The sequence below is a fragment of the Sphingobium sp. DC-2 genome (genome assembly GCF_000722555.1).
Taxonomy (GTDB): Bacteria; Pseudomonadota; Alphaproteobacteria; order Sphingomonadales; family Sphingomonadaceae; genus Sphingobium; species Sphingobium quisquiliarum.
Genome location: NZ_JNAC01000161.1, coordinates 1 through 625, shown reverse-complemented (window position 1 = coordinate 625; position 625 = coordinate 1). Strand labels below are relative to the sequence as shown.

Here is a 625-nt window from a genome sequence, read left to right as displayed (position 1 = left end):
GGGGTGACTACACGAAAGTGACGCATCCGCACGCTAAGCGCGAACGTATGGTGAACGTTACGCGGCGAGCAACGAACTGATGGCGCGCAGTGGCCGCAGGACATCCGGATCGGGCCGATCTTCAACATTCCAGCTATAGTCGCCGGTGAGCGAGATATGTTCCCAGCCCAATGGCGCGACGTGACGTGCGATTTCGTCGGGCGTGCCGATATCAGCCAGCGCCACTTCGAGATAGCGGGTGTTCCACAGGATGATGGCGGCGACGAGCAGGTTGAGGCCGGAGGCGCGATAGGTCTGGTTCTCGAACCGCCGATCACGCAATTCGCCGAGCTGGTTGAAGAAGAGCGCGCGTGCGAGCGCGTTGCGGGCCTCGCCCTTGTTGAGGCCCGCCTGGGTACGCCGGCGCAGATCAATGTCGCGCAGCCAGTCGAGCATGAAGATCGAGCGTTCGAGGCGGCCCAGCTCGCGCATCGCGAGGGCCAGTCCGTTCTGTCGCGGATAGGCGGACAGGCGGCGAAGCATCGCCGAAGCGGTGGCGGTGCCGGTGCGTATCGATGTGGCGAACCGCAGCAGTTCATCCCAATGCGCCGCGACATGACCCAATGCGATCGGTTCGGCCGTCATG

Annotated in this window: 1 protein-coding gene; it reads right to left on the bottom strand. The window is 63.8% G+C overall.

What is annotated here, in order from left to right; translation table 11 throughout:
• Positions 1 to 57: 57 nt before the first annotated feature.
• A partial coding sequence (locus tag ET21_RS0123510) for a Tn3 family transposase (protein WP_030093046.1) occupies positions 58 to 625 on the bottom strand: 568 nt, incomplete at its 5' end.